General features: G+C 37.5%; 13 protein-coding genes. 4 read left to right on the forward strand and 9 right to left on the reverse strand.

From position 1 onward, the window contains the following. Positions 1 to 80 precede the first annotated feature (80 nt). Entirely contained in the window at positions 81 to 1,535 is a 1,455-nt protein-coding gene (locus Q9M50_12605) for a hypothetical protein (GenBank protein ID MDQ7091451.1), read from the reverse strand. Between the two features lie 137 nt (positions 1,536 to 1,672). Between Q9M50_12605 and ampD the strand changes: the two genes are divergently transcribed. After that, positions 1,673 to 2,212, forward strand: coding sequence for a 1,6-anhydro-N-acetylmuramyl-L-alanine amidase AmpD (gene ampD / locus Q9M50_12610; GenBank protein ID MDQ7091452.1), 540 nt, complete (start codon positions 1,673 to 1,675; stop codon positions 2,210 to 2,212). Positions 2,213 to 2,277: 65 nt separating this feature from the next. Here ampD and ilvC read toward each other — a convergent pair whose 3' ends face one another. From ilvC to Q9M50_12625, 3 genes are all read right to left on the reverse strand, one after another. Further along, positions 2,278 to 3,294 carry a ketol-acid reductoisomerase gene (gene ilvC / locus Q9M50_12615; protein ID MDQ7091453.1) on the reverse strand — a complete coding sequence of 339 codons (1,017 nt, stop codon included), beginning with the start codon at positions 3,292 to 3,294 and terminating at the stop codon, positions 2,278 to 2,280. 68 nt (positions 3,295 to 3,362) lie between these two features. Next, positions 3,363 to 3,854, reverse strand: a complete 492-nt coding sequence (gene ilvN / locus Q9M50_12620; GenBank protein ID MDQ7091454.1) for an acetolactate synthase small subunit — start codon at positions 3,852 to 3,854, stop codon at positions 3,363 to 3,365. Beyond that, positions 3,854 to 5,590 (reverse strand): acetolactate synthase 3 large subunit, encoded by a 1,737-nt coding sequence (locus Q9M50_12625; GenBank protein ID MDQ7091455.1) that lies wholly within the window; start codon positions 5,588 to 5,590, stop codon positions 3,854 to 3,856. The genes ilvN and Q9M50_12625 overlap by 1 nt, the downstream gene beginning before the upstream one ends. A 236-nt stretch (positions 5,591 to 5,826) precedes the next feature. Between Q9M50_12625 and dnaQ the strand changes: the two genes are divergently transcribed. Further along, positions 5,827 to 6,552: a DNA polymerase III subunit epsilon gene (gene dnaQ, locus Q9M50_12630; GenBank protein MDQ7091456.1), complete on the forward strand. Its 726-nt coding sequence runs from the start codon at positions 5,827 to 5,829 to the stop codon at positions 6,550 to 6,552. Positions 6,553 to 6,555: 3 nt separating this feature from the next. On the opposite strand, the gene Q9M50_12635 is transcribed toward dnaQ, so the two are convergent. From Q9M50_12635 to dapA, 5 genes are all read right to left on the reverse strand, one after another. Continuing rightward, positions 6,556 to 8,523 (reverse strand): PAS domain S-box protein, encoded by a 1,968-nt coding sequence (locus tag Q9M50_12635; GenBank protein ID MDQ7091457.1) that lies wholly within the window; start codon positions 8,521 to 8,523, stop codon positions 6,556 to 6,558. A gap of 28 nt (positions 8,524 to 8,551) precedes the next feature. Next, the gene (locus tag Q9M50_12640) at positions 8,552 to 9,589 is read right to left on the reverse strand and encodes a response regulator (GenBank protein MDQ7091458.1); all 1,038 of its coding nucleotides are present in this window, start codon (positions 9,587 to 9,589) and stop codon (positions 8,552 to 8,554) included. 154 nt (positions 9,590 to 9,743) lie between these two features. Then, positions 9,744 to 13,607, reverse strand: a complete 3,864-nt coding sequence (gene purL / locus Q9M50_12645) for a phosphoribosylformylglycinamidine synthase (protein MDQ7091459.1) — start codon at positions 13,605 to 13,607, stop codon at positions 9,744 to 9,746. Positions 13,608 to 13,622: 15 nt separating this feature from the next. Then, a complete protein-coding gene (bamC, locus tag Q9M50_12650) occupies positions 13,623 to 14,369 on the reverse strand; it encodes an outer membrane protein assembly factor BamC (protein MDQ7091460.1) in 747 nt (248 codons plus the stop codon). A 9-nt stretch (positions 14,370 to 14,378) separates the two neighbouring features. Beyond that, positions 14,379 to 15,254 (reverse strand): 4-hydroxy-tetrahydrodipicolinate synthase, encoded by an 876-nt coding sequence (gene dapA / locus Q9M50_12655; protein MDQ7091461.1) that lies wholly within the window; start codon positions 15,252 to 15,254, stop codon positions 14,379 to 14,381. 186 nt (positions 15,255 to 15,440) lie between these two features. On the opposite strand from dapA, the gene Q9M50_12660 reads away from it, so the two are divergent. Together Q9M50_12660 and Q9M50_12665 are read left to right on the forward strand one after the other, a co-directional pair. Next, a complete protein-coding gene (locus tag Q9M50_12660; protein ID MDQ7091462.1) occupies positions 15,441 to 17,201 on the forward strand; it encodes a DEAD/DEAH box helicase in 1,761 nt (586 codons plus the stop codon). 331 nt (positions 17,202 to 17,532) lie between these two features. Next, on the forward strand, positions 17,533 to 19,851 hold the full coding sequence (locus tag Q9M50_12665) for a VCBS domain-containing protein (protein MDQ7091463.1): 2,319 nt from the start codon (positions 17,533 to 17,535) through the stop codon (positions 19,849 to 19,851). The last annotated feature ends 96 nt before the right edge of the window (positions 19,852 to 19,947 follow it).

Here is a 19,947-nt window from a genome sequence, read left to right on the forward strand (position 1 = left end):
GGGTTATCATTGAAAAAGCACAACGGTATATAGTATTTTAAAATATCCATAATTAATAAGAGTTAGGCTAAATTAATCATTTATCTTGAACGCCGTGAAAAAAGACTTGATTTAGGTCTTTCTTTCGGAATCTCTATCGGATCAACGAGAGGCGTAGGGATAGAGTCAGGTGTATTAGAATACAAGGGAGCGTCAATTATATGGCTAAAACTTTCATTTAAAGACTGTACCAATTCTTTGGTTTCATCGATGAGTGATTTTAACTTTTTACGATTTTTTCGACTATAGCCAAAAGGTTCTGTCTGGGGAAGAATGATACGCCCAAAAGATAAACTTTTTTCAAATAAGCCCACGAGGCTTTCGGTTAAATTAAGTTTTTTCTCACGCTTATAAAGGTCTTTAATAATAAACTTTGCATGAATTTTACTCACCATTACATGGAGTGGAATTAAAAAAGAAACTAAAACTAATAAAATAATGGGGCCTACAACAGGGTCAACGATAGAGTTTAAAACAATCCCGCCCATCGTTATTTCTGCAAATAACATTAAGGACACAAAAAAGCCCATTACAATTAATGTGCTGGCATTTGAACGTTCTTTCCATAATAAGAGGGCTGTTTCAACTTCGGGTATATAAACCGCTTCCACATCATGAATACTTTTTTCTAAATTATTTAATACACGATAAGAGCGATTATATCCGACATTAGCCAAACGTTCATCAATCGCTTTTATACCATCAAGCTGACTATTATCTGAATCCGATAATACGACGTAATGTCCTGTCGTTAAGCCTAGATTTTCAAGTCGTTGTCGCCATGAATTAATGATTTCATTACTTCTTGCTATATCAAGCGTCATATCAGAATGATCAATAATGAACACTAAATTTTGAGTATCTTGACGTTTAACTAATTCATCAATGAAATCTTTAATTAACTCAGGATCTGACTCAAAAAAATCGGTAAACACAAAGCTTAAGTCGGATACGCCGACGACATGATTCATTAAATAAGTTTGAACGGCACCACTATTTTCTGTAAAAGGCGGGGTATCTATAAATAATTTGCCTTGTAATTTATCACTATTAAGTGTTTTTAGTTCTAAATAGGCATTAATTTTATTCCCTTCACCTGGAGCGGCTTGTTCAACTTTATGACTAATTTGATAAAAAGGAAGTTTATGATCAACATCAACAGCCATACCCGGTAGCGTAATCACTGTTGCTTGTGGTGTATGTTGTAATACCGTGAATTTATGCTGTGAGGCATAAACACTCGCATTGTGAAGAGTAGATCCTAGATAATGCTCTATAAAATCATTTTTTACAGGGGTTGTTCCCCCTATTAAACTAACAATCGGCCACCATGAGCTTTTACATGCCGTTGATTCATCGTCATTTAAAAGCCCTAACTCATACTCAAGCTCATCAAGTTGATGAAAAATTTGACTTGCTTTTTTTAAGGTAGGTTGTGTCGTTGCAAAGTGATTTTCCAGATTAACTAAATGTTTGCTCATCATTTTATCTGCCATCAAATCACCCTAATTTATTATTGTTATTGGTAAAGTCACAAGTATACACCTAAGCATGATAAATTATAAACAAACTCAAAAATATTTTTAATCTTAAAAAATGTTATTCTTACTATTTTTTATTAATTTAACGAATAATGAAAATTCAAAACCATTGCTTAACTGAGGCACAACAAATTCCCTCACCTAACTTTAATTTACGCCCCAATGAGGAGGATATTTCTTTAATTGTTATTCATAACATAAGCTTGCCTCCCAATCAATTTACAGGGAATTATATTACTCAGTTGTTTTGTAATCAATTAGACCCTAAGGATCATCCTAGCTTTGAGTCGATTCATACAATGACGGTATCAGCCCATTTACTTATTCGGCGTGATGGTCATATTATTCAATATGTCCCCTTTAATAAAAGAGCGTGGCACGCTGGGGTGTCCACTTATCAAAGTCGTGATCGTTGTAATGATTTTTCTATTGGTATTGAGCTAGAAGGAACGGATACCATTGCTTATACAAAGGCACAATATTTACAACTAGCAACAATAATTCAGCTATTAATTCAATGTTATCCTCGTTTAAATAAAGAGCGCCTTACCGGTCATAGTGATATTGCCCCCGACCGCAAAACTGACCCAGGGGATTCTTTTTCATGGACACACTTATTGAATCAACTCTAATGATGAAATTTGACCCAAAAAAAGCCTGTTACAAAACAGGCTTTTTTATAGCGTGAGTTTAAAAACTAGTTTTTAGTTTTATCAACAATTTGATTCGCTTTGATCCAAGGCATCATCGCGCGTAATTTTTCACCCACTTGCTCAATCGGATGCTCGGCATTAAGACGACGACGTGAAGTCATTTCTGGGTAATTTGTCATCCCTTCTGTAATGAATTTTTTAGCATAATTTCCATTTTGAATATTTTCTAAGGCTTCACGCATCGCTTGACGACTTTCATCATTGATAATTTTAGGCCCAGTAACATACTCCCCATATTCCGCATTATTAGAGATTGAATAATTCATGTTAGCAATACCGCCTTCATACATTAAATCAACAATCAATTTTAATTCATGCAAACACTCAAAGTAGGCCATTTCTGGCTCATAACCTGCTTCTGTTAAGGTTTCAAATCCAGCCTTAACTAATTCAACAGCCCCGCCACATAAGACCGCTTGCTCTCCAAATAAATCGGTTTCCGCTTCATCACGAAAAGTAGTTTCAATAATCCCTGAACGCCCGCCACCAATAGCAGAGGCATACGATAAACAAATTGCTTTTGCCGTTCCTGAGGCATCCTGTTCAATCGCGATTAAATCAGGAATACCGCCGCCGCGAACAAATTCAGATCGTACGGTATGACCCGGTGCTTTAGGTGCAATCATGATGACATCTAAATCAGCACGTGGAACAACTTGATTGAATAAAATTGCAAAACCATGAGCAAAGGCTAACGCAGCCCCTTGTTTTATATTAGGTTCAATTTCTTCTTTATAAAGTTGTGATTGAAATTCATCAGGGGTTAGGATCATAACAACATCTGATTCAGCAACGGCTGTTGCAACATCTTTAACCGTTAAGCCTGAATTTTCTGCTTTCGCAATCGAGGTTGAACCCGCACGTAACCCGACGACAACATCAACGCCAGAGTCTTTTAAATTATTTGCATGGGCATGACCTTGTGAACCGTAACCAATAATGGCCACTTTTTTAGCTTTAATAATAGAAAGGTCAGCGTCTTTGTCGTAATAAACTTGCATTGTTTTTCTCTTGATTGTGTTTTTAAGTTAAATAATTATAGGATCATTCATTTTTAAATCTAAATATTTTAAAGATGCAAGCCTTTTTCTCCACGAGAAATGCCTGTTGCACCTGAACGTACCACTTCAATAATGGAACTTTCATCAATCGCTGCCAGAAATGAATCAAGCTTCTCTGATGTTCCCGTCATTTCAATCACATAGGTATTTACCGTGACATCTATAATTTTTCCACGAAAAATATCAGCGGTTCGTTTTATTTCTTCACGGTTTTCACGCGAGGTTTTTATCTTAACCATCATTAATTCACGTTCAATATGAACCGCATCTTCTAAATCAATCAGTTTTACCACATCAATTAATTTATTTAATTGTTTGGTAATTTGCTCAATGACATCATCACTCCCTCGGGTGACTAAAGTCATTCGTGATAAGGTTTCATCTTCGGTCATCGCAACGGTTAATGACTCAATATTATAACCACGCGCGGTAAATAAACCTGCAACGCGTGATAAAGCCCCAGCTTCATTTTCAATTAAAATTGAAATAATATGTCTCATTATGCTAACTCCCGATTAATCGGCGTATCAATCGCAACCCGTAATTTCATGTCATTATGCGCTTTTCCTGATTCAATCATCGGATAAACATTCTCTGTTCTATCCGTTAAAATATCAAGAAAAACGGTTCTATCTTTTAATGCAAAGGCTTCTTCTAAAGCAGGACGTACTTGTTCAGGTTTATCTATCTGAATTCCAACATGTCCATAGGCTTCGGCTAATTTAACAAAGTCTGGAATGGCATCCATATAAGAATGTGAATAACGACTTTCATAAGAAAATTCTTGCCACTGTCGAACCATGCCCATATAACGATTATTTAAATTAATAATTTTTACAGGCGTTTCATATTGTAATGCGGTCGCTAATTCTTGGATGCACATTTGAATACTGGCCTCACCCGTGACACAGGCAACCTCCATTTCAGGGCTTGCTAACTTCGCCCCAATAGCGGCAGGTAAACCAAAACCCATCGTGCCTAAGCCGCCTGAATTAATCCAGCGACGCGGTTTATCAAAATGGTAATATTGTGAGGCGAACATTTGATGCTGCCCTACATCAGAGGTAACAATGGCCTCGCCTTTTGTAACTTCATAAAGTTGTTCAATTACATACTGGGGTTTAATTAAACGGCTTTCACGATTATATTCCAAGCAATTTACATCACGCCATTTATTAATTTGCTTCCACCAAGCATCCAAGGCTTTTTCATTGGTTTTATCATGTCCGTCTTTAATTAAAGATAACATATCTTTAAGCACGGATTTAATATCACCGACAATAGGAATATCAACCTTTACAGTTTTAGCAATAGAGGCGGGATCAATGTCAATATGAATAATTTTTGCATAAGGACAAAAACGATCAAGTTTACCTGTTACGCGATCATCAAAGCGCGCACCAATAGCAATAATCACATCACTTTCGTGCATCGACATATTGGCTTCATACGTTCCGTGCATTCCAAGCATTCCAACAAACTGTTTGTCGGTTGCAGGATAGCCCCCTAGGCCCATTAACGTATGTGTGACCGGATAACCTAAAGTTCGTACTAATTTGGTTAATTCTTTACTGGCTTCACTTAAAATAACCCCGCCCCCTGCATAAATCATCGGTTTTTTTGCCGATAACAAGAGATCTAATGCTTTTTTAATTTGCCCACTATGACCTTTTGTCGCTGGATTATAAGAACGCATGGATACTTTTTTAGGGTATTTGTAAGGTACTTTTATACTAGGATCGGTAATGTCTTTCGGTATATCAACCACAACAGGCCCAGGTCTTCCCGTTGTTGCAACATGAAAGGCTTTTTTTAAGGTTTCAGCAATATCTTTAACATCTTTAACTAAAAAATTATGCTTAACACAAGGACGCGTAATTCCCACCATATCAACTTCTTGAAACGCATCACTACCAATAACGGCAGAAGGAACTTGTCCTGAGATCACCACCATTGGAATAGAGTCCATATAAGCCGTTGCAATCCCTGTCACCGCATTAGTTGCCCCAGGCCCTGATGTGACTAAAACAACCCCTGGTTTTCCTGTTACACGTGCATAAGCATCTGCCGCATGAGTTGCCGCTTGTTCATGTCTAACCAAAATATGTTTAACATCCTCTTGATGAAATAAAGCATCATACAAATGTAAGACCGCTCCACCAGGATAACCAAAAAGAAATTCTACCCCTTCGTCTTTTAGACATTCGACAACAATCTGTCCACCGCTCAGTTCCATATTAATACCCTTAAAATCAATCTGTGTAGGGGAATCCCCTTTATATTTATGTCTAAAATTATTAATTCTATTTTAGAAAAAGTCGCTCAGACTACTGTTTTTATCGGTTTTCGTCAAGAAAATATCCGACTATTTTAATGATACTCTTGTTAGATTGTTTCATAAATTTAACTATACAAAGTCTTAGATAATATTTACCATGCCACAATTAAGATAAATTTTTAACGGATTCTAAAATGAATAACAGCACGCTTAGACAAATTGTTTTAGATACAGAAACGACAGGACTCAATCCTAAAGAAGGTCACCGAATTATTGAAATTGGATGCGTAGAACTGATTAATCGTCGTTTAACAGGCAATCATTTTCACACCTATATCAATCCCCAACGTCTCATTGATAAAGAAGCGATTGATGTTCATGGTATTACGAATGAATTTTTAGACGATAAACCGCTGTTTGCAAGTATTGTCGATGATTTTATCGCGTTTATTAATAATGCTGAGTTAATCATTCACAACGCCCCTTTTGATGTCGGTTTTCTAAATCACGAATACCAGTTAACTCATCGTAAGTTAAAAAAAATTGGCGATCATAACCCTATCTTTGATAGCCTAGCTTATGCAAGAAAAAAACATCCTGGGCAGCGTAATAGTTTAGACGCTCTTTGTAAACGTTATGGAATCAACAATAGTCACCGTGATTTACATGGGGCTTTACTTGATTCTGAAATTCTTGCCGATGTTTATTTGCTAATGACGGGCGGGCAATTTTCTTTGTTAGATGATCCACAAGCAAGTACCCATAAAAGTCAAACCATACAGCTTATCTCACCGAACAGAACCTCGTTAAACGTTATTCCCTGTAACGATGATGAGAAAAAACAACACAGGCAACGCTTAGATGCCATTAATAAAGCCTGTAAAAATCAATGCCTATGGTCAAAAATAGAGCAAGACTAAAAACTATTCTTTAAGCTTATTATTTAAAAATAAATTTAACGCTTCAATATTGGTTTCAATTTCACTAATAATAGCGACGACTTTAATTAATCCATCATCGTCTGTCATAACCATTTCAGCCGTTTTAATTAAACTTTCAACTTGGTCAGCTCCAATAGTTGAACAAACACCTTTCAATGTATGTAATTCGTTCTTAAGCTGGGTTATATCTTTTAACGCTAATGCATTTTTAATGTTTTCTAAATAGCCGTGTTGTTCTTCTAAAAAAATCTCAATCACTATCTTTAAAATATCAGTCCCTCCTAGACGCTTTACAACGACATCCCAATTGCAAACCATTAATTTTTTATCCATTACTTTTTCTGTCATTTTTTTTATTTCTTTTTTAATTGGAAAAGTTAATAACTCAACTTTATCATCCGATTCAAGGTCATAAAAATTAGTTACGGCCTGTTCTAAATTTATTTGTTTATCAGATTCGTTGTACTCAAAATAGCTTGTAAATGAAAACGTACTTCCAACATTATTCTCACTTTCCAGCCAAATTCGTCCCCCCATTAACTCTACAATTTGTTTAGAAATTGAAAGTCCCAATCCTGTGCCACCAAATTTTCTTAAAACAGAAGAGTCTGCTTGCAAAAATGATTCAAAAACCGTCATTTTTTTATCTTCTGTAATGCCTATTCCCGTATCCGCTACCGTAAATAATAAACAACACTGGTGTGTACTTTTTTCTTCCAAAAAAATACTGAGTTTAACTTCACCTTCAGTTGTAAATTTAATCGCATTATCGAGTAAATTAGTTAATACTTGATTCAACCGAAAGGGGTCACCAATAAGATACGTCGGTATTTGCGAATGAACCGTAATATCACTGACTATATTTATTTTCTTACCCTGTACTTTTTGTTTCGAGGTTAACAAAATTTCTTCTATTAATTTTTCAAGATTAAAACCCGTCTTATCTAAAATTACTTTACCCGCTTCAATTTTAGAAAAATCTAAAATATCATTAATAATGGCTAATAAAGCACAGGATGATTCTTTGACAATTTCTAAGTAACTTCGCTGTTCCTCAGTAAGATTGGTATCTAATGCTAAATCGGTCATCCCAATAATACCATTCATAGGAGTCCGAATTTCATGACTCATATTTGCTAAAAAATCACTTTTCGCCTGATTTGCTTGCTGAGCTTTAACCATAGCTTCATTAAGCAATAATTCATTTTCTCTTCGTTCACTAATATCATTAAAAACGGCAACACTCCCCATTAAGTGATTATTTTCAAGTAAGGGGACGGACGTAATTTTGATGGGTAAAATATGACCCTTTTTACTGGTAAAAAACTCAGTTTCTGAACTGTAAGTTTGCTTATTTAAGATACACTTTAAGGTTGGGCAATCTTCTTTTAATATTTTAAAACCATTTTTATCTTGATAATGAATAATTTCGTGCAAATTTTTATTTTTTAATTCTTTTTCTGTCCAGCCTAAAATTTTTTCAGCTTCATTATTCCAAAAAGTACACAAACCATCGACATCTAAAACATAAACACCTTGAGCCATAGTATCCGTTACTTTTTCCATAAAATAACGACTATCTTGCAATTGTTTTTGTTGATTTTTCTGAGGGGTAATATCAGAGCAAATTGAAACATATTCGTAACACTCTTTTTTTACATTTAAAAAAGGCACAATAGTCTGATTAACCCAATAAAAAGAGCCATCTTTCTTTTTATTTTTTATTTCACCATGCCAAATTTTCCCACTACGAATATTTCCCCAAAGTTCTGAAAAAAACGTTTTATTTTGATAGCCAGAATTAATAATATGATGGTTTTTTCCTATTAACTCAGTACGTGAATAGCCACTGACTTCGCAAAACTTATCATTTACCTCAGTAATATTTCCATAAGTATCAGTGGTACTGACAATGGCATGTTGATTTAACGCAAACTGGTATTTTTTCATAGAAATTCAATTTTCATTATCTATCGTGTTATTTGTCATCAAAAGTTGCACGAATTTCTAAAACTTTATCCCATTCTTTAAAAAAAGCATTAATGCAAAGAGGGTCAAAATGTTTGAAGGTATTTTCACTCAAAAAGTCAATCACTTTTTCTAATGGCCACGCCTTCTTATAGGGTCGCTCCGAAATCAAGGCATCAAAAACATCAGCAACAGCAATAATACGCCCATAAATCGAAATCTCCTCACCTTTTAATCCATAAGGGTAACCTGAACCATCATATTTTTCATGATGACTCAACGCAATTTCAGCCCCCATTTGCAATAACTGTGAAGAACTTCCATTTAAAATTTCATAGCCAATTTTTGTATGTTCTTTCATTAATTCAAACTCTGCAATATCTAACCGACCAGGTTTCAATAAAATCGCATCAGGCACCCCGACTTTACCAATATCATGCATAGAGGCAGCTTGTGAAATTAAATTCTGCTCTAAAAAAGAGAACCCCAATTGTACGGCAATATGTTTAGAGTAAAGTGACATTCGTTTAATATGCCCCCCTGTTTCAGGATCACGATATTCAGCCGTTTTTGATAAACGATAAACTATTTCCGTCTCTCTTTCACGAATTTCTTTCGTTGCCTTCATGACTTCATTGTTTAACCACAGTGCCTTATCAGCTAATTTATGCTGATGGTCACGTAATATCAGCATATTTTGTACACGGATATTAAACTCAGTTTTATCAATAGGCTTGTTTAAAAAATCGGTGGCTCCCGCTTCTAAAGCCTGATAGCGCACACTTAAAACATTATTTGCAGTAACCATTAAAATGGGAATATCTTTTTTCTTGGGCGAAGCTTTAAGTTTAGTAATAAATTCAACACCATTCATTTTTGGCATCATATAATCGACAATAATTAACTCATAATCATTGTTTAAGCACCACTCTAAGGCTTCTTCTGGCTTTATGAATGCAATAGGCAAAAAACCATCCATTCGTTTAACTAAATGCCAAAGCAAGGTTAAATTAAATTGAACATCATCAACTAGCACTATTGTTTTCATAAAAAAAGACTTTCTTGCATAATAAATGCCTCAGAAATGAATACAAAACAACAACTAAAAATAAAAATTAAAAAAATTTCATACCATCCTTTAAATTTTATTAAGAGACCACTGATTTTATATAATATGAATTTTAAACATTAATATAGAGATCTTATTTAGAAACCCATAACCGTGCATTTCTAAACATTCGCATCCATGCCCCATCCTCTTCCCATTCATCAGGATACCAAGAATTTTGCAACGTTCTAAAACATCGCTCAGGATGCGGCATCATAATAGTAAAACGCCCATCCAGTGTTGTTAATCCTGTCACTCCATTCGCTGAACCATTAGGATTTGCAGGGAAATATTCGGTAATGTCACCATAATTATCAACATAGCTTAAAGCAATTTGTGCTTTTTCGCTATCTCTCCCTGAAAACTCAGCTCGCCCTTCGCCATGCGCGACAACAACGGGTAACTTAGAGCCTTCCATTCCTGCTAAGAAAATAGAGGGCGATTTTTGTACCTCAACCATCGTGACTCGTGCTTCAAATTGTTCGGATTGATTACGCTTAAACGCAGGCCAATGCGCTGCTCCTGGGATAAGTTCCTTTAAGGCTGATAGCATTTGGCACCCATTACAAACGCCTAATCCAAACGTATCTGTTCGTTCAAAAAAAGCACTAAATTCAGCTCGAGCACGCGGATTAAATAAAATGGACTTTGCCCAACCCCCGCCTGCACCTAGAACATCTCCGAAAGAAAAGCCTCCACAAGCGACCAGTCCTATAAAGCTTGATAATCTTACGCGCCCCTCAATAATATCACTCATATGAACATCAATGGCTTGAAACCCCGCTCTATCAAAAGCGGCTGCCATCTCGATATGCCCATTGACTCCTTGCTCACGTAAAATAGCCACGTGAGGACAAGAAGCCGTTTCTAAGTTTGCAATAATATTTTCATTAATATCAAAGGATAAATTAACATTTAACCCTGGGTCATTATCGTCACTAATTTCTTCAAACTGTTGCCGCGCGCACTCTGGATTATCACGTAATGCCTGCATTCGGTAACTAACATCCGCCCATGTTTGTTGTAATTCTGCACGCGTACTGCTGTAGATTATTTCATTATTAAAATTAATTTGTAACTGTTGTTTAGAAAGGATATGACCCAACCTATGTGAGCAACCCCCTAAGTCAACATCCGCTAATAATACCATTACTCGGTCAACATTTTCTTTTTTAACTTGTAAAACCGCCCCTAGTTCCTCATTAAATAAGGCCGGCAAATGATTTTCGCCTAAAGCATCCAACTCAATATTTATTCCCAGCCGACCCGCAAACATCATTTCACAGAGCGTCGCTAATAACCCCCCATCTGAACGATCATGATAGGCTAGTAATAACCCTTGTTCATTTAAGCATTGAATAGCATTGAAAAAATTAATTAATAAATCGGCATGATCTAAATCCGGACACTCATCCCCAATTTTCTTATAAACTTGCGCGAGAACAGAGCCGCCTAAACGGTTCTGCCCTTGACCTAAATCAATTAAAATTAATTCACTGTCTTGGTTTTTTAATTCCGGTGTTAATGTTTGACTGACATCAACCACTGGTGCAAATGCCGTAATAATCAGTGATAAGGGCGATGTCATCGTTTTTTGCTGTGAATCTTCGATCCAAACTGTTTTCATGGATAACGAATCTTTTCCAACAGGAATGGCAATCCCCAGTTGAGGGCATAATTCTAAACCCACCGCTTTAACCGTATCAAAAAGGGCGGCATCTTCTCCCTCAGAGCCAGTGGCTGCCATCCAATTTGCGGATAATTTAATATCGCTCAATTTAGCAATCGTTGCCGCCGCTAAATTAGTCAAGGCTTCACCAATAGCAATGCGTCCAGAAGCAGGGGCATTAATTAAGGCTAAGGGGGTTCGCTCTCCCATTGCCATTGCTTCCCCTGTTAATGCATGAAACCCTGACGCAGTAACAGCCACATCCGCAACAGGCACTTGCCAAGGACCGACCATTTGATCCCTCACGACAAGCCCTGTAATGGAGCGATCTCCAATATGAATTAAAAAACTTTTATCGGCAACAACAGGAAAAGCTAATACGCGATCAACCGCTCGTTTTAAAACAATTCCACGAAGATTTAGAGGGGTAAGTTCTATGTGCTTATGTGTGACATCACGATGTAATTTAGGTGATTTTCCAAAAAGCACGGACATAGGAATATCAATCGGCTTATCCGTTAATAGTTTATCCGTTAACGTGAGCTGTTTTTTTCGAGTCGCCTTCCCTATGACCGCATATAAACATTGTTCACGTTTACAAAAGCCTTCAAATAAGGGCAATGACTTGGGTTTAATCGCTAATACATAACGTTCTTGGGCTTCATTACACCAAATTTGCATCGGTGACATGCCCAAATCTGCATTTTTTACATCACGTAGTTCAAAATTTCCCCCTCGCCCACAATCATTAATAATTTCAGGAACCGCATTAGATAACCCGCCCGCCCCTAAATCATGAATAGAAATAATCGGGGTTTTATCGCCTAACGAATTACAATGATTAATGACTTCCTGACAACGACGTTGCATTTCAGGGTTTTCACGCTGTACTGAGGCAAAATCCAATTCTGCAGCACTTTCACCTGATGTTTGTGATGAGGCGGCACTTCCACCCAACCCAATTAACATCGCAGGCCCGCCCAGTATAATAATTAAAGACCCCGCTGGAATGACTTTTTTATCAACCAGCATTGGGCGAATATTTCCCATGCCGCCTGCCACCATAATGGGTTTATGATAGCCGCTAAATTTATTTTTTTCAGCCGTTGTTTGCTCAAAAGTTCTAAAATAACCCGCTAAATTAGGCCGACCAAATTCATTATTAAACGCCGCCCCTCCTATAGGCGCATCAAGCATAATATCTAAAGCCGATGCGATTCGCTCAGGCTTGCCATTATTATCTTCCCAAGGCTTTGGATACCCTGGCATTTTCAAATGTGAAACGCTAAAACCTGTTAAGCCTGCTTTCGTTGACGACCCTCTTCCCGTTGCGCCTTCATCACGAATTTCACCGCCTAATCCTGTTGCCGCCCCTGAATAAGGTGAAATAGCGGTCGGATGATTATGCGTTTCTACCTTCATTAATAAATGCGCATCTTCTTCAATATAACCGTAATGCCCTGTTTTCGAATTACGGATAAAAACCTGCGTATGAGACCCTGTAATAACGGACGCATTATCACTATAAGCCGATAAAATATTATCAGGCATTTTTTCAGCGGTATTGCGTATCATGCTAAATAAACTAGTCGCCTGTTTAACCCCGTCAATAGTCCAATCTGCATTAAATATTTTATGACGACAATGCTCGGAGTTTGCTTGTGCAAACATCATTAATTCGACATCGGTTGGATTACGCGCTAATTTTTCAAAGGCATCGACTAAATAATTCATTTCGTCCGTGGATAAGGCTAGCCCTAATTCACTATTGGCCGCTTGTAAAGCACCCACACCTTGCTCCAAAATATTAATTTTAGTCAGCGGTTTTGGACGGTGCGTAGTAAATAAATCTAATTCATCCTCATTATCGACAATCGTTTGAGTCATTCGATCATGCAATAAAACCTTAACACGTTCTTGCACCGCTTTAGATAACGCCTCTTCCGTCTCTATGCGATAAATAACCCCCCGCTCTACCCGTTTAATCACCGACAAACCACAACGTTGCACAATTTCTGTGGCTTTACTTGACCACGGTGAAATGGTTCCAGCGCGTGGCGCAACAATAAATTGTAAAACTTGCACCGGTAAATGTTGCTGTCCCTCACCATAATCTAACAATAGATTAAGGGTTTCTAATTCCTTATCGGTTAATGCTTTATCAGATTCAATAAAATGTATATATTGAGCCACCACGGTTTTAAAACCACGATCAATTGTTTTTAACTCATTTAAAAGTTTATTGATTCTGAAATTTGAAAGTGCCGAAGCCCCAAGAATTTTTAACATAACGTATTCCTTTAATTATTTTTGAGCAGCCAATTCCGTATGAAGTGTGCTAAATAATAATTTTAATAATTTTAAACCTGCACCATCAGACAAAGGTTGGTTATCATCATCTAAAATAATCACTTCAATGTGATTATTATGCGTAACCAATCTAATTTTAAGTTCTTTTTCTTGTGAATGATTATCGGCAAAGATAAACAAAAATTCATCTTTAACACTATCATCAACAAAATCTGTTTTATTCGGATCGTATTGAACGATAAATTGACCCGCCGCTTTATTACGACTCGTAATTTCAATACGATTACGACTTAATGCTTTGCCCACTAATCGCCAAATAGGAGAAAAGTTTTCATTAATTCGTAACCGTGTTGCCCCGCCATCAAACATAACCAAATTTACCTGCGTCTCTTCATCGGCAGGTCTAACAATATCTTCACGAGCATTTACATTGAGGGCGGCCTTGTCAACTTCAACATACTCAATAGGTTTGGATTTATCCGATGTTTCTTTAACCGTATTCTCTGCCGTCATTTCAGCTATAACTTTTACCGCTTCGGTTTCATCTACTTTAGGTTTAACTCGCTGACGTTTAAAGGTGGTATTCCTCAAATCACTAGGAAGCGTAAGCGGGGAAATTTCTTGGCTAAATTGATAGTCCTTTTCTTTATCAGGAAAATAACTTTTCAAGCCGCAGCTCGTTAACCCAAAGATCATCACGGTTGAAATAAAAACAAACCCTGTTCTATTAAATTTAATCATTATTATTTTTTAAATAACTTCGGCTTGGCGCATGGCTTTTTCAACGAGTTCAAAGCAATCATCCGTAAGCGGCGTTAAGGGCAAACGAATCCCCATTTTAATCAACCCCATTTTAGCCACAGCCCACTTTACAGGGATAGGGTTAGACTGAATAAATAAGTGTTTGTGCAGTCCTGTTAATTTCGCATCAATGGCAAGGGCTGCCTCTCTATTACCATCTATGGCCGCCATAATCATTTTATGCACTAAACAAGGCGCAAGATTACCCGTTACCGTAATCGTTCCATTACCTCCCGCCAAACAAAACTCACAACTTGAAGCATCATCCCCACTATAGATAGCAAACTCATCCCCACATAAATCACGTATTTGTGGGACTCGACTTAAATCCCCCGTCGCATCTTTAACACCGACAATAGTCTTAATTTTAGCCAGTTTTGCTATCGTTTCTGGTAACAGGTCACAAGCCGTACGCCCAGGAACATTATATAGAATTAACGGCACATCCACGGCTTCAGCAATGGCTTTATAGTGTAAATATAGCCCCTGTTGAGTGGGTTTATTGTAGTAAGGCGTTACTAACAAACAAGCATCCACACCCAGTTGCATCGCCTTTTCAGTTAACATAATGGCCTCTGAAGTTGAATTTGCACCCGTTCCCGCAATCACAGGAATTCGTCCCTCAACATAATGAACAATTGACCGAATAACTTTACAATGCTCATCGGCACTTAAAGTTGCCGACTCACCTGTTGTTCCAACAGCAACCAAGGCATCGGTTCCTTGTGAAATATGAAACTCAACCAATTTTTTTAGGCTGCTCTCATCAACAGAACCATCGTTATTCATAGGGGTCACTAAAGCAACGATACTACCTTGAATCATGAAAACCTCTCGTCCTAAATAGACATAAATAAAAATCCGTCTATTATAGCAAGCAAATCTATAAAACCTAGTTGATAACTTTTGTTTGCGTATTTAACCTAAAAATATTGTATAATGAACGGTTAGATATTTATTTAGTGTTATCACACTTAAATATTCCTTCTCCTTAATAACATAGGTACATCAATGTCCGATAGTGTTTCCTCTTTACCTTCTTTCCGTGATTTAGCACTGTCAGACCCCATCCTGAAAGTATTGGATACTGTCGGGTATGAAACCCCGTCTCCTATTCAAGCTAAAATGATCCCCTATATTTTGGCAGGGAAAGATGTTATTGGGCAAGCGCAGACAGGAACAGGGAAAACAGCCGCCTTTGCGTTACCCTTATTATCCAAAATAGATGTTACTCAAAAACAACCGCAAGTTTTAGTCCTTGCACCGACGCGAGAACTTGCGATTCAAGTTGCGGAAGCCTTTCAGCGTTACGCGTCCAATATTAAAAGTTTCCATGTCTTACCTATTTATGGTGGACAAGATTATAATATTCAACTACGTCAGCTAAAACGCGGCGTTCAAGTGGTTGTAGGAACCCCTGGCAGAGTGATGGATCACATGCGCCGTGGAACCTTAAAATTAAAATCATTAACTTGCTTGGTGTTGGATGAAGCCGACGAAATGTTACAAATGGGCTTTATTGATGACATTGAGTGGATACTTGAGCAAACGCCACAACAACGTCAAATTGCCTTGTTTTCAGCGACGATGCCCCAAGTTATTCGTAAAATTGCTCAAAAACACTTAAAAAATCCACAAGAAGTGACCATCAAGGTTAAAACAGCGACAGCATCCACTATTCGCCAACGTTATTGGTATGTTAGCGGCTTGCACAAGCTCGATGCACTGACACGAATGCTGGAAGTGGAAACATTTGATGGCATGATAATATTCGTTAGAACTAAAACGGCTACCGTTGAATTGGCTGAAAAACTGGAAGCACGGGGCTACAGTGCCGCCGCTATTAATGGGGATTTATCTCAAGCATTACGTGAACGCACTATTGAAAATTTAAAGCGCGGTCGTGTTGATATTTTAATCGCCACCGATGTCGCAGCACGAGGCTTAGATGTTGAACGGATTAGTCATGTTATCAATTATGACATCCCTTATGATACGGAAGCTTATATTCATCGTATAGGACGAACAGGACGAGCAGGTCGTACAGGCGACGCTATTTTATTTGTTTCTCCTCGAGAAAAACGCTTACTCAGTAATATTGAGCGAGCGACTAAACAAAAAGTTGAAGAAATGCAACTCCCTTCAACTGAAATTATTAATAACACCCGAATTAGTCGTTTTAAACAACGCATTAGTGATACCTTAGCCGCAGAAGAACTTGGTTTTTATACCCAGCTTATTGAGCAATATCAACATGAGCATGATATTCCTGCCATTGAAATTGCCGCATCACTAGCCTATCTAGTTCAAGGTAATACGCCCTTATTGCTAAAAAATCCCCCTAAAAGACCGCAACGCTCAGAGAACAAATCGACGAAAGACAGAGGCGACCGAGGCGATCGAGGGGACAGAAAACAAGAGCGTCGAACTAAACCTCGTAAAGAAACAGGGGTTGATATGGAGTTATTTCGTATTGAAGTGGGACACAGTCATGGCGTAAAGCCAGGTAATATTGTGGGAGCTATTGCCAATGAAGCAGGCATTGATGGACAACATATTGCCTCCATTAAAATTGAAGAAAATTACAGTACTATAGAGCTTCCCTCCGGTATGCCTAAAGAACTTTTTCAATCCTTGAAAAGAATTAGAGTCGTAGGTCAAGCTCTTAAAATATCGCATTACAATGAGGAAGCGAAACTAAAGTCTAAAAATAAAAAACGAGTCAGTTCAAAATCTAAGCGTGGAAAAACTAACCTAACGCCTGATACTTAATATAATATTTTTGGATAAACCGCTCCTATTTTTTTCAAATTTATGGGCGGTTTTCTATCACTCAATCTGCCTTTCTAAAGCCTCATTGAGCGTAACTTTAGACTCACTTCGCAAATTTATCTTTTAATACTCCTCCTTAATTGACAATTTAAGGGTTGTAAATGCAGAATAATCCTATCTCATAGTTTTTTTATTAGCCTATACTAACTAGCAAACAATGCGCATAAAATAATATTATTTTTTTGATAATGTTAATCCTTACGATTCATTTATTGTAAAAGTTAGATTAAGCATTTAAACGCCATTGTTATATTTTATAGGAAACCTTCTCATGAAAAAAAATAAACTCGCAACCAGCATTTTCTTGCTTCTTTGCTCTCCAAATATAATCGCAGATTTTCTGTTTATAGACCCTCCTGTTACAGTTACCCCTGTAACCACCGTAACACCCACACCAACAGATACAACAACACCAACTGATACGACAACAGTCGCGCCCGTTGTGGTGGTCATTCCACCGCCCCAAGCCAGTGATGATTTTGCTTCTTTAGTCATCGGTGTTCAAACCAGCACAACCGATAATGTTTTAAGTAATGATTTAGACAGTATTGGTGCAACCATCAAAAGCTCTCTCATTGGGCAATACGGGGCATTAGAACTAAAAACAACGGGAGAATATACTTATACACTTTTTGCAAGCGGCAGTGGTATCGATGGTTTAGTTGAAGATCAACAAGTCAGTGATGTTTTTGAATACACGGCCTTTAATACCGTCAATGAAAAATCAACCGCAAAACTAACCATTCAATTAATTTCTAAGTTAACTGAAACTACTCCGCCTCCGCCCACGTCAACCATCGCAATTGCACGGGACGACAGTGTCGTTGTTAGAACCAATAGTATTCCCACAGCCTCTGGGGATGTCGTTAATAATGATGAAATTAGTACCAATAGTACCGCTCCCGTTGATGCAACAACCAATAAAAAAACAGTTCAGCTTAATAGTTTGGCTGGAAGCCAATATGGTTTTTTAAGCTTAAATGTTGATGGCACGTTTACGTATACACTTTATGATGGTGCGCCGATCCTTGCTTCTCTAAAGTTTGGTGATGTTATTGTCGATAGTTTTACCTATACTTTCTTTGATGGGCTTGGGCAATCTGCGGTCGCAAAGCTTAATGTTAATATCATAGGCAACCCTATTGATGCCGCTGGAAATACAATCTTCAATCCGATTGATAATGAAACGCCCTCGGATACCTTTACCATTAGGGATGATGGAAAAGAACTCCCTATTATTAACGCCAAAGTAACCAATCGCACCACGGCTGAAAATGCTAACAGTCTTAGACTAACCAGTAGCCCGAGTAGTGAGCATGGTTTTTTACTGCTCAATGCTGATGGAAACTTTACGTACACGCTTTTTAAGGATGCGCCCAGTGTTTTAAAGTTAAAAGCAGGGGAAGTCACGGCGGATACATTTAACTACACTTATGCAGGTAATTTTGGTCAAAAAACAGCGGCTATATTGAATATTTCAATTATTGGAAACCCATTAGATGCCGCAGGTAATACTATTTTTGAATACCCTGATGGTAGCACCCCTTTTGATAATACCGACATTGAATTTAATGACCTTTTTGCACAAGCCACCCCATTAAATTCCTCTCAAAAAATTAGAGGTCATTTACATAGTCCTAGAGATAAAGATTGGTATTCGTTTGCGAGTGAAGGCAATGAAATGATTACCCTCGAAATGTGTCCACGAGGAAGTGCTTGTTTTGGTGAAAAAAACTGGGTTCTTTACGTCTTTGATAGTGCATTAATTACTACCGAAATGGAAAAAAAAGCTAATTTTATTTTTGAGCGTTGGGTTGATGAAACAGGCGGGAAAAATGATTTATCAGGTGACCCGATTATTACGGGGATTTCAAGTGCTGGTGAGTCCAATCATTTGTACTTAGCTTATCGTGCAGGTTTTTTTGATGAGGCTTTAATTGGGATTGTTGATCCATGTTTTGATACCACCAATTCCGTTAATATCGGCGTAGGTGGAACCGCTAAAAAATATTTATTCGCTATTTCATCTCCCTTGATTGGAAAAAATAATGTTCAAGGGGACAATGGTTGTGGTGCGGGAACTGTTGTTTTAGAGCGACCTGGGCGTCCAATTACAGGTAAAGATGGGGCAACACCACCTACGCCTAAACTTTATACCACCACAGAAAAATATATTTCTATTTTTCCTTTTAGTGACGATCAATATACTATTCAGGTCACAGGCACAGGGCTTAACCCCTTACTTTCTCAAGAAGCCGCAACAAAATCAGCTCGTTTTAATTCAACCACAGGAAAATTAATCATTCCTAAAGTGAATGTTTTCAATGAATTATTCCAAGCAGATTTGACGATAGACCCTGAAAACAAAGAGTCATTGCAGTTTATTCTAGGTAATTTAAACGCCTTAAGTTTAAATGATATAACGGATACTTACCAAGCTACTTATGATCCTGCCACTCAGAACGTCATTGTTCCACGAGTTACGGATGAAAGTGATGGAAAAGCCTATGCTATTATTTTAAAATATTTTCCTGCTATTGAAGGCCAACAGCCTTCATTTAAAGTACTCAGTATTGCTTTAATTGAATAAAAAGTAAAAAATATTAAAGAGCTGTTTTTCGACAGCTCTTTTCCCACGACTTAACCTTCCGTCCCTCTTAGTTAAGTTAACGGACTGCTTTAACTA

Source organism: Methylococcales bacterium, from assembly GCA_030949405.1.
Taxonomy (GTDB): domain Bacteria; phylum Pseudomonadota; class Gammaproteobacteria; order Methylococcales; family Methylomonadaceae; genus WTBX01.

Bases quoted from the DNA above. Each gene is read 5' to 3' on its own strand.
- Q9M50_12635 (MDQ7091457.1), bottom strand. From the start codon at position 8,523: ATGAAAAAATACCAGTTTGCGTTAAATCAACATGCCATTGTCAGTACC.
- Q9M50_12665 (MDQ7091463.1), top strand. From the start codon at position 17,533: ATGAAAAAAAATAAACTCGCAACCAGCATTTTCTTGCTTCTTTGCTCT.
- Q9M50_12605 (MDQ7091451.1), bottom strand. From the start codon at position 1,535: ATGGCAGATAAAATGATGAGCAAACATTTAGTTAATCTGGAAAATCAC.
- dnaQ (MDQ7091456.1), top strand. From the start codon at position 5,827: ATGAATAACAGCACGCTTAGACAAATTGTTTTAGATACAGAAACGACA.
- ilvC (MDQ7091453.1), bottom strand. From the start codon at position 3,294: ATGCAAGTTTATTACGACAAAGACGCTGACCTTTCTATTATTAAAGCT.
- dapA (MDQ7091461.1), bottom strand. From the start codon at position 15,254: ATGATTCAAGGTAGTATCGTTGCTTTAGTGACCCCTATGAATAACGAT.
- bamC (MDQ7091460.1), bottom strand. From the start codon at position 14,369: ATGATTAAATTTAATAGAACAGGGTTTGTTTTTATTTCAACCGTGATG.
- Q9M50_12660 (MDQ7091462.1), top strand. From the start codon at position 15,441: ATGTCCGATAGTGTTTCCTCTTTACCTTCTTTCCGTGATTTAGCACTG.
- Q9M50_12625 (MDQ7091455.1), bottom strand. From the start codon at position 5,590: ATGGAACTGAGCGGTGGACAGATTGTTGTCGAATGTCTAAAAGACGAA.
- ilvN (MDQ7091454.1), bottom strand. From the start codon at position 3,854: ATGAGACATATTATTTCAATTTTAATTGAAAATGAAGCTGGGGCTTTA.
- purL (MDQ7091459.1), bottom strand. From the start codon at position 13,607: ATGTTAAAAATTCTTGGGGCTTCGGCACTTTCAAATTTCAGAATCAAT.
- ampD (MDQ7091452.1), top strand. From the start codon at position 1,673: ATGAAAATTCAAAACCATTGCTTAACTGAGGCACAACAAATTCCCTCA.
- Q9M50_12640 (MDQ7091458.1), bottom strand. From the start codon at position 9,589: ATGAAAACAATAGTGCTAGTTGATGATGTTCAATTTAATTTAACCTTG.